Below are 9,849 nucleotides of genomic sequence, written 5' to 3' on the forward strand. Positions count from 1 at the left end.
GCATGGTAGAATAAGAATCTTCATATTGGGTTCAATTTTAATTATTTGTTATTAATAATCAGCACAAATTCTCCTTTCAAATTCTCTCTTTTAGCAATACTTAAAATTTCAGAAGCAGTACCTCGATATAACTTTTCTGTGGGCAAAGTAAGGTTATACGCTAAACAAATATTTATATCACCTCCAAATATTCTCTCAACATCGGTTAAAATTAATTTTAATCGATAAGGTGTTTCCATTATTACAATTAATTCTTTTTTTGCTTTTAATTTTATCAGTTCTTTTTTTCTTAAATCTTTTTTAGGTGACAGCCATCCTGCGTAATAAAATTTACTTATATCGAAACCTGAGGCAACTAATGCGGGTAGAAGAGAGTTAGCACCCGGCAGCGAAATTATATCTATATTTGAATCAATGCACATTTGCACCAAAGGTAACCCCGGATCAGAAAAGAGCGGAGTGCCGCAATCAGAAATAATTGCGGCGGTTTTTCCACTTTTTATATTTTGAAAAATCTCTTCGGAAGCCTCTTTTTCGTTGTGCTCATTTAATGAAACAAGGGGCTTTTCAATCTTAAAGTGAGAAAGCAGTCGACGCGCTTCTTTGAATTCTTCACAAATTATAAAATCTACATCGTTAAGTACTTCAAGTGCGCGTATTGTAATATCCTTATAATTGCCTATGGGCGTAGGAACAAGATAAAGTTTTGATGTCATAACTTAACTCAATTAGCACAGCATCCTAACTAATAATATTGCTTATTGCTCATTTATTCATAACAATTTTTTTATTTCTTGATGAAGTTCAGAAATCTTATAAATCCTCTTCTCACCAGTTTTTCTAATTTTTACTTCCACATTACCATCTTTTAAATTTTTTTCGCCTACAATTATTTGAAGAGGCATTCCAAGTAAATCAGCATCATTGAATTTAAAGCCGGCAGTTATGCCATCTCTATCATCGTAGAGAACTTCAAATCCCTCTTCTTTTAAACGGCTATAAATTAGTTCCGCAGTTTCAGAAATTAATTTACTTTTCATATTTAACGCAATGATATGGACATCAAAAGGAGAAAGAGGCTTAGACCAAACAATTCCCTTTTCATCGTAATTTTGCTCTATAAAGCATGCAAAAATTCTCTCAACGCCTATTCCATAGCTGCCCATCACAATTGGATGTTCTTCCCCTTTTTCATCAAGATAATTTACACCAAGTGCTTCTGAATACTTGGTACCCAACTTAAAAATATGACCGAGTTCTATAGCCTTGAAAACATCGAGTTTTGAACCACATCGAACGCAGCTTTCATTGGCTTGAACTATACGCAAATCAAAAAATTCAATGTTAGGTATATCTCTATTAAAATCAATTCCTCCGAGATGATAATCGTTTTTATTTGCGCCGCTAAACATATTGTTTGCATTTTTCAAACGATTGTCGGCAATTATTCTATACTTAAAGCCCACAGGTCCAATTGAACCAGCATCAGCGCCTGCAATTTCTTTCAACTCATCTGGGTGAGCAGGACGAACTGCAGAACCAGTAATTAACTGTAACTTACTTTCATTTACTTCATCATTACCTAACATAAGGACGAGTATTGGATTACCTTCATTAATATAAATTCTTGACTTAGCACATTGTTCTTCTTTTATTTTTAGAAAGTTACAAAGCTCATCAATTGATTTTACGTTTGGTGTATAAATCTCTTTTAATGGTTCAGACTTTTCATTTCTTTTCACAGATTGAACATTAGATTGAGCCACTTCCACATTAGCGGCATAACCACAATTTTCACAATATGCTACAGTATCTTCGCCAGCTTCAGATTTTACCATAAATTCTTCTGACTTGCTGCCGCCCATTGCCCCACTTGAAGCACCAACCACAAAATATTTTAAGCCGCATCTATCGAATATTTTTCTGTAGGCTTTATCGTGAAGTGCATAGCTTTTATCTAAGTCTTCATAAGATCTATCAAAAGTATATGAATCTTTCATTAGAAATTGTCGTCCACGAATTACACCGCTTCTTGGCCTCGGCTCGTTTCTAAATTTTGTTTGAATTTGATACCAAATTTGAGGCAAATCTTTATACGACGTCAACGAGCCTTTCGCATGAAAAGCCATTATTTCTTCATGAGTTGGAGCTAAGACATAATCTCTATTTTTTACGTGAAAAAGTGTATCACCAAAAGCTTCAACTCTGCCGGTCTGTTCCCAAATTTCTTTGGGATTTAACGCTGGCAAATGAAATTCCTGCCCGCCAATAGCATCCATCTCTTCTCGAATAATTTCAATAATTTTTTTTACAACTCTATAACCCATTGGCAAGAATGAGTAAATACCTGCAGAAACCATTCTTATCAGTCCAGCTCTAATCATTAGAACATGACTTGGAATTATTGCATCAGATGGGATTTCTTTAAGTGTCGGTACAAAATAACTACTTAATCTCATTTAAGTTAACCATTTTATTAAAATGATTTGCAAAAATAAGGAATAAGTGAATAAAAGCCTATGGTATAGCTGATACTAAGCGACTTAGTTCTTCAGCATTTCCTATTCATATTCTATAATTACTGCAAAAAATTAAAGTTGACTTTAATTTAATTATATATTAAATTAGTTAGGAATCCTAATTAACTTATTTAACTAAAAATTTTTAATGGAGTAAGCCATGAAAAAACAATATATTTTTGCGGTGGTTGTTATTTGCCTCACATTAACTGCTTTTTTATTAACTGACAGCAGTGACACCATAGTTAAGTACCCTACAGGTTATAGAAACTGGACGCATGTTAAAACTCTTGTCTTAGAGAAGGGTCACCCGCTATATGAAGCGTTTGGGGGCATTCATCATATTTATGCAAATAAGATTGCACTTGAGGCATATAAGTCCAACAAAAAATTTAAGGACGGTTCAGTTATTGTATTTGACTTATTAGAAGCAGTAAATTCAGATAACGCCATTGCTGAAGGCAGTAGGAAAGTAGTAGGTGTTATGGAAAAAGATTCTAAGAAATTTAAAGATACTGGCGGCTGGGGTTTTGAGGGATTTAATGGCGACACAAAAGAAAGGATTGTAAAAAATATGTACGGCGAGTGTTTCAGTTGCCATTTATCACAAAAAAATAACGATTATGTATTTAGTCAGTATAGAAAATAAGATAATTAAAATCTAAACACACACTGACCAAAAAATATTTCTGCTGTGTAAAAATGGGGTACAGCTTAAATCGAGATGCAATTTTCAGAAAAATAATTCTAAGTCTAATGAAATATTTCTTAAAGGTGCTACATTTCCAATAAATTCCACATAATAGTAGTTGAACAGATTTTTGATGTTCAAAAATACTTTTGCTGGAATTGTAGAGATAAAAAAGTTGTACCCTATATTTATATCGGTAACGTAAACTGGCACACGTTTATAGCCATCTACAACGAGAGCAAGAGGCGGTTCAACAAGAAGATTATCAATTTCCTCCACCTTACTCCAGTATCTAAAATCAATACCAAAGTCAAATGGATATGGATAATATTGAAAGTTTACGTAGAGTACATTTCTTGGGCGGTATTTCATAGCTTTGTGTAATTGAAGGTCTCTTGCCCATAAATAATTATAACTTGCTTTTAGAGTAAGTATTTGTGGCAGCACATTCCATTCGGTTACAAGTTCATAGCCTTGTATTCTTGCCTTAGGAAGATTTATAAATTTAATATCGCCTGACTTTAACAAATTTGGTTCTATAAAATTTTCATAATCGGTCTGGAAAAATGCCATATCAAACGAAAGATTAGAATTATATTTAATTAGAGCACCTGCTTCAAAAGATAAGCTTCGTTCTGATTTTAAATCCGGGTTCTGAACAACATTAACACCGCCTCCAACACCTGCAGTTGTAAAAACTTCAGCGGGTGTTGGCGCCCTAAACCCAGTACCCATTGAAGCTCGCAATATTATATTTTTACTTAACTTATAATTTAACCCAAATTTTGGCGTTACGGCACTAGCACCGCTAAGCGTATCTAATTTTATGTAATCGTATCTTATTCCCGTTGTTACAATTAATTTATCTATCCCTTTGTACTCAGCTTGAAGATACATGCCAGCATTGAAAAAATTAGGGTTGGCAAAAATGTTTGATTTAACATGTGCGTAAGAAAATTCACCACCTACAGTTATTATAAAGCTGTCAGTAAATCTGAAGTTTCCAATTAGTTCGTTTCTAAATAAGTTTGCTGTTGAAGTAGTTACTTCAATACCTCTGCCTTCAAAATATGTTCTGTAAAAACTTGATTTAAATTGCAGTGCGCTTTTTTTACTTAGGCTGTGATTGTAAATTAAACTTAGAAACCACCTATTTGATCTTATTGTATTACCGTTATCTTCATCCTTAGGTACTAACGCATTACGGGAATCTTTCCAGTACAAAAAGTTGCCCCTGTTCATAATTAAGTTGTTAATCAGGAAGGAAAAAGTATTTGAGGAATCTATACTGAAATTTAGTTTGGCGTAACTAAGGTAGCGTTCGCTGAAATCATTTTCTCGATAACCTGAGTTTTCTAATTTTTTAAGTGAAATCGTATAGCCAAGCTTATTTACTGAATTTGAATGAGAAAATCCAAAACCATAAAAGGTTCTATAATTATTGCTCCAATTCCAAGAATCATATTTAGACTTATCATAAACGCCAGCATAAGTCATTATTTGAGTTATTGGATTTTTCGATGAACTCTTTGTAATAATATTTATTACACCGCCTATTGCAGTTGAACCATAAAGTGAACTAGCAGGACCTTTAATTACTTCAACTCGTTCTATATCTGTCAATGGAATCATTTCCCAAACAATGTCACCAGTATCGCCCGAGTAAAGTGGTACACCATCAATAGCAACTAACACACGAGTGCCTGCACCTTTACTATAGCCGCTCGAACCACGTATACTTACTTGGTCTAAAGTCATTTGCACACCTGACACATAACGAAGGACATCATCAAAAGTTGTAAAATTTTTTCTTGCTATAAAATCCGGCTGAATTATCGAGGTGCTGACTGTAAGGTCTTCTTTTTTCTGTTCAAACTTGGTTGCACTTACTACAATTTGTGGGGTCTCAATTGCTTGCTCTTGCATTACTATTTTCAATGGCGGATTAATATCCTTCACATCGTAATTTTCTATAATTTTTTTCTGATAACCTATTGCAGAAAATTGAATTGTATATTTTCCTAAAGGAACATTTTTTAACTCAAAAAAGCCTTTACTGTCAGTAGCTGTGCCGTAGTGCGTATTAACTAAAATTACATTAACACCTAAGATTGGAATTCCATCTGTACCAATAACCCTGCCAGTTATTGTTCCTGTTTGACTATATATTACTATCGAGCAAAGAAGCAACACTTGAGTAATTAATATCTTCATTACATTCAACCCCCTGGCGGTTGTGGAGGTGGATTATTAAAATCAACATTTATATTCACGTTTTGAGTCATCTTCCCTTTTTCAATAATCAGCGTAGCTGGCTGAGATTGATTGCCATTTACACAATAAACGCCTGCAACGAACCAATCTTTTCTATCCAGTGAAATTGTTTCCTTTGTAGATTGTGCAACAACAACATAATTATAACTACCTGCATCAAGAGTAGACAAGCTCGAATAACTATTATCAACTGAGTTGTAATTGTAAATTGTTGCTCCGTAAGGGATAGGACCAATAGCATAGCTTAAGTTTGGCGATCCAAAATCTTGTGCACTTTGTAATTTATTCTTGAATACGACCAACAGAGTTAACTTAACACTATCTGGCCAATTGCCTGAAAAGGTAATTGTTCCAGCAAAGCCTGTTGTCCCATTCGACTCAGGCAAAGGATTAGGCTCAATGCCTTTGTCACAACGTGCAATAAAAACGACTGAACTAAAAAGAAATATCAATAAATATTTTTTCATTGACACCGTTGAATCTATCATATCGAAATATAAAGGAAGAAAAGTAAATTTTCCTCACACAATTTAATTCGCTTTACTGAGTTAACAACTTTATGTTACTAAGTGGATTAAATATGTAATAACTATTTCAAAAGTTCATATAACAAAAACTACCTTAAACGGTAGTGTAAAACTAATTAACTTTAATTAACTTTTATTTGTTACTTTTAATTTCGCTCTAATCTTTAAGAATTTTATTGGATAAAATTACTGTGCCCCTGTAGTTCAATGGATAGAACGCGAGCCTCCGGAGCTCGAAGTGTGGGTTCGATTCCCGCCAGGGGTACTGAGAGCAAGGAAACGCTAGGTATTTAGAATGAAAAATATTGAATGCAGATAGTGCATAATTAGCAGATGGTTTTAATTACAACTAAATTGAAAATAACTTGGAGAAATTTATGAAGCGCTTTTTAGTATTTCTATTGCTATTAATTTCATTTTTCGGTTGTGCAAGATTAACAGAAATTCAAAAGCTGCCGATCGTTCCTTATCCCTCACAAATAATTTCATCAGATGGTAATTTTGTTTTCAATCAGCAGACAAGAATCATTTATGATTTTGAGAATAAAAAACAAAGCAGCATTGCAGACTATCTTGCAACAACACTAAAGAAATCAACAGGTTATCCATTTGAGTTCGAAAAAGATACCAACAACGTTAAAAGCAACTATATTTCTTTTAATTACATTAAGGATGAACAGCTTGGTCAAGAAGGATACGAACTTACAATAAGTCCATCTAAAATTTTGATTGAGGCTAATGAAGATGCCGGTCTTTTTTATGCTGTTCAAACTTTACTGCAGCTGCTTCCCCCTGAAGTGTATAGTAATACAAAAGTAAATAATGTCAACTGGTCAGTTAAATGCCTCCATGTTCGTGATTTACCAAGGTACAAATGGAGAGGAATGCATCTGGATGTAGCACGTCATTTTTTCCCAAAAGAATTTATTAAAACATATCTGGATATTTTAGCAATGCATAAAATCAACATTTTTCATTGGCATTTAACCGATGATCAAGGTTGGCGGATAGAAATAAAAAAATATCCTAAATTAACCTCAGTGGGAGCTTGGCGCGTTGATAGAGAGAATCAAGAATGGAACAAACGTGAACCAGCAAAACCTGGCGAGAAGGCAACCTACGGCGGCTATTATACTCAAGATGATATTAAAGAAATTGTAGAGTATGCCAAAGATAGATTTATAACTATTGTTCCCGAAATCGAAATGCCAGCTCATGCTATGGCAGCCTTAGCTGCTTATCCTCAGTTTTCATGTACAGGCGGTCCATTTCAAGTGCCAGTAGGGCAATATTGGCCTATAACAAATATTTTTTGTGCTGGCAATGACAGTACCTTTATCTTTTTACAAAATGTCCTTGATGAAGTAATAAAGCTTTTTCCTGGCAAATACATTCATGTTGGCGGCGATGAAGCTGATAAATCAGAGTGGAAAAAATGCCCTAAATGTCAAGCAAGAATTAAAAGCGAACACTTAAAAGATGAAGCCGAACTGCAAAGCTATTTTATGAAACGGATAGAGAAATTTTTAATTTCAAGAGGGAAAAAATTAATTGGATGGGATGAAATTTTGGAGGGTGGTCTTGCACCCGAAGCAACTGTAATGTCCTGGCGTGGAATTAAAGGTGGAATTGAAGCAGCAAGAAGCGGGCATGATGTTGTTATGACCCCTACTACATTTTGTTATTTCGATTATTATCAGGGCGACCCAGAAACAGAACCTAAAGCTATAGGTGGGAATCTTCCTCTTGAAAAAGTTTATTCTTTTGAACCTACTCCTACTGACAGTTTAACAGAGGATCAATCCAAGCATATATTAGGCGGACAAGCAAACTTATGGACAGAATATGTTCCTACACCATCGCATGCTGAATACATGTTACTTCCAAGATTAGCAGCACTTGCCGAAGATGTATGGACACCAAAAGAGTTAAAAAACTATAAATCGTTCTTGTTTAGAGTAAATGAATTAGTTAAAAAATATGAACAGCTCGGGTGGAATTATAGTAAAACGAATTTAGATGATTAATAAAAAATGGGTTGACAGCAGTAATTGTTCGCAAAATGTCAACCCACTTTCTTAGAAAAACATGCCGAGTTATTTTATCTTGGTACGAAAGTCAAAAGCTTATTTCTCACTCATAAACGGATATCTATAGTTTTTAGGTGGAATGAAGTTTTCTTTAATTGTTCTCGCAGATACCCATCTAATTAAGTTCAAGTAACTGCCTGCCTTATCATTAGTTCCACTTGCACGTGCACCGCCAAATGGCTGCTGACCTACTACTGCACCAGTAGGTTTATCATTAATATAAAAATTACCCGCTGCATTGGTTAATATTTTATCTGCAAGTTCAATTGCTTTTCTATCTTGAGCAAATACTGCACCAGTTAATGCATAAGCAGAAGTTTCATCGCAAAGATGTAATGTTTCTTCGTATTTATTATCATCGTAAACATAAACTGTTAATACTGGTCCAAAAATTTCTTCTTCCATTGTTTTGAATTTTGGATTTGAGGTTAAAATTATAGTTGGTTCTATAAAATATCCTTCTGAGTCACTGTATTTCCCACCATAAATGAATTCAGCCTCGCTTGATTTTTTTGCATATTCTATATAAGAAGTGATTGAACTAAAAGCATTTTTATCAATTACTGCATTCATAAAATTTGCGAAATCGCAAACATCACCCATTTTAATGGTCTTCAATTCGCTTATCATATAATCTTTTAATTTGTCCCAAATAGATTTTGGAATATAAGCGCGTGAAGCTGCTGAACATTTTTGCCCTTGATATTCAAAAGCACCTCGTATTAATGCAGTACCCAATGCTTCAACATCGGCACTTGTATGAGCAAAAACAAAATCCTTGCCGCCAGTTTCACCTACAATTCTCGGATAGGATTTATATTTAGATAAATTTGATGCTGCTGTTTTCCACATGCTTTGAAAAGTTGGAGTGCTTCCAGTAAAATGGATTCCGCCAAAATGTTCAGAAGCCATTACAGGATTTCCCACTTTTGAACCCGAACCTGGAATAAAATTAATCACACCATCAGGCAATCCAGCTGCTTGTAAAAGTTTCATTATCCAATAACCGGAATAAACGGCGCTGGATGCTGGTTTCATTAAAACTACATTTCCCATTATTGCTGGAGAGGTAGGAAGATTACCTGCTATTGATGTGAAATTAAATGGCGATACGGCAAATATAAATCCCTCAAGTGGTCGGTATTCCATTCTGTTCCACATACCAAATGGCGAGTGAAGTGGCTGCTGCTGGTAAATTTGCATTGCATAGTAAGCATTAAATCTAAAAAAATCGGCTAACTCTGCAGCAGAATCAATTTCTGCTTGAAACACGTTTTTGCTTTGACCAAGCATTGTAGCTGCATTTAATATATAACGCCATTCAGTTAAGCTAAGCAAGTCGGCAGCTTTTAAAAATACAGCAATTCTGTCTTGCCAATCCATTCTTGACCAAAACTTATGTGCTTCCATAGCGGATTTGATAGCTAAGTTTACCTCTTTTTCACCTGCTTTATGATATTTGCCTATTACTTTCTGGTGGTTGTGAGGTAAAATACAATTTTCGGTATCGCCAGTTCTAATTTCTTTTCCGCCGATAATTATCGGTATATCAATCTGTTGATTTTGCAATTCTTCCAATTTTGATTTTAATGCTGTTCTTTCTGGCGAGCCAGGAGAGTAGTTTTTTACTGGTTCATTTGGTGGTAACGGTACATTATAAATTGCGTTTGCCATAATAATCCCTTTTTTCGTTTTAAAATTATTTTCATACGAAAATTAGGAAATTTATTGCAAGAATGGGATATGAA

Annotated in this window: 7 protein-coding genes and 1 tRNA gene; 3 read left to right on the forward strand and 5 right to left on the reverse strand. The window is 34.5% G+C overall.

What is annotated here, in order from left to right; genetic code table 11:
• Nucleotides 1–41: 41 nt before the first annotated feature.
• Together rsmI and ABRY23_14245 are read right to left on the reverse strand one after the other, a co-directional pair.
• Nucleotides 42–716 (reverse strand): 16S rRNA (cytidine(1402)-2'-O)-methyltransferase, encoded by a 675-nt coding sequence (gene rsmI, locus ABRY23_14240; protein MFA3784216.1) that lies wholly within the window; start codon nt 714–716, stop codon nt 42–44.
• Between the two features lie 57 nt (nt 717–773).
• On the reverse strand, nt 774–2,459 hold the full coding sequence (locus ABRY23_14245; GenBank protein ID MFA3784217.1) for a proline--tRNA ligase: 1,686 nt from the start codon (nt 2,457–2,459) through the stop codon (nt 774–776).
• A 220-nt stretch (nt 2,460–2,679) separates the two neighbouring features.
• On the opposite strand from ABRY23_14245, the gene ABRY23_14250 reads away from it, so the two are divergent.
• Entirely contained in the window at nt 2,680–3,168 is a 489-nt protein-coding gene (locus tag ABRY23_14250; GenBank protein ID MFA3784218.1) for a cytochrome P460 family protein, read from the forward strand.
• Nucleotides 3,169–3,252: 84 nt separating this feature from the next.
• Here ABRY23_14250 and ABRY23_14255 read toward each other — a convergent pair whose 3' ends face one another.
• Together ABRY23_14255 and ABRY23_14260 are read right to left on the reverse strand one after the other, a co-directional pair.
• Entirely contained in the window at nt 3,253–5,424 is a 2,172-nt protein-coding gene (locus tag ABRY23_14255; protein MFA3784219.1) for a TonB-dependent receptor domain-containing protein, read from the reverse strand.
• A 5-nt stretch (nt 5,425–5,429) separates the two neighbouring features.
• Nucleotides 5,430–5,951, reverse strand: a complete 522-nt coding sequence (locus ABRY23_14260; protein ID MFA3784220.1) for a hypothetical protein — start codon at nt 5,949–5,951, stop codon at nt 5,430–5,432.
• Nucleotides 5,952–6,204: 253 nt separating this feature from the next.
• On the opposite strand from ABRY23_14260, the gene ABRY23_14265 reads away from it, so the two are divergent.
• Together ABRY23_14265 and ABRY23_14270 are read left to right on the forward strand one after the other, a co-directional pair.
• A tRNA-Arg gene (locus ABRY23_14265) sits at nt 6,205–6,276 on the forward strand.
• 112 nt (nt 6,277–6,388) lie between these two features.
• A complete protein-coding gene (locus tag ABRY23_14270) occupies nt 6,389–8,038 on the forward strand; it encodes a beta-N-acetylhexosaminidase (protein MFA3784221.1) in 1,650 nt (549 codons plus the stop codon).
• Nucleotides 8,039–8,137: 99 nt separating this feature from the next.
• Here the strand turns inward: ABRY23_14270 and pruA are convergent, their stop codons facing one another.
• Entirely contained in the window at nt 8,138–9,775 is a 1,638-nt protein-coding gene (gene pruA / locus ABRY23_14275) for an L-glutamate gamma-semialdehyde dehydrogenase (GenBank protein ID MFA3784222.1), read from the reverse strand.
• Nucleotides 9,776–9,849 lie beyond the last annotated feature (74 nt).

Source organism: Melioribacteraceae bacterium 4301-Me (assembly GCA_041538185.1).
GTDB classification, from domain to species: Bacteria; Bacteroidota; Ignavibacteria; order Ignavibacteriales; family Melioribacteraceae; genus Pyranulibacter; species Pyranulibacter aquaticus.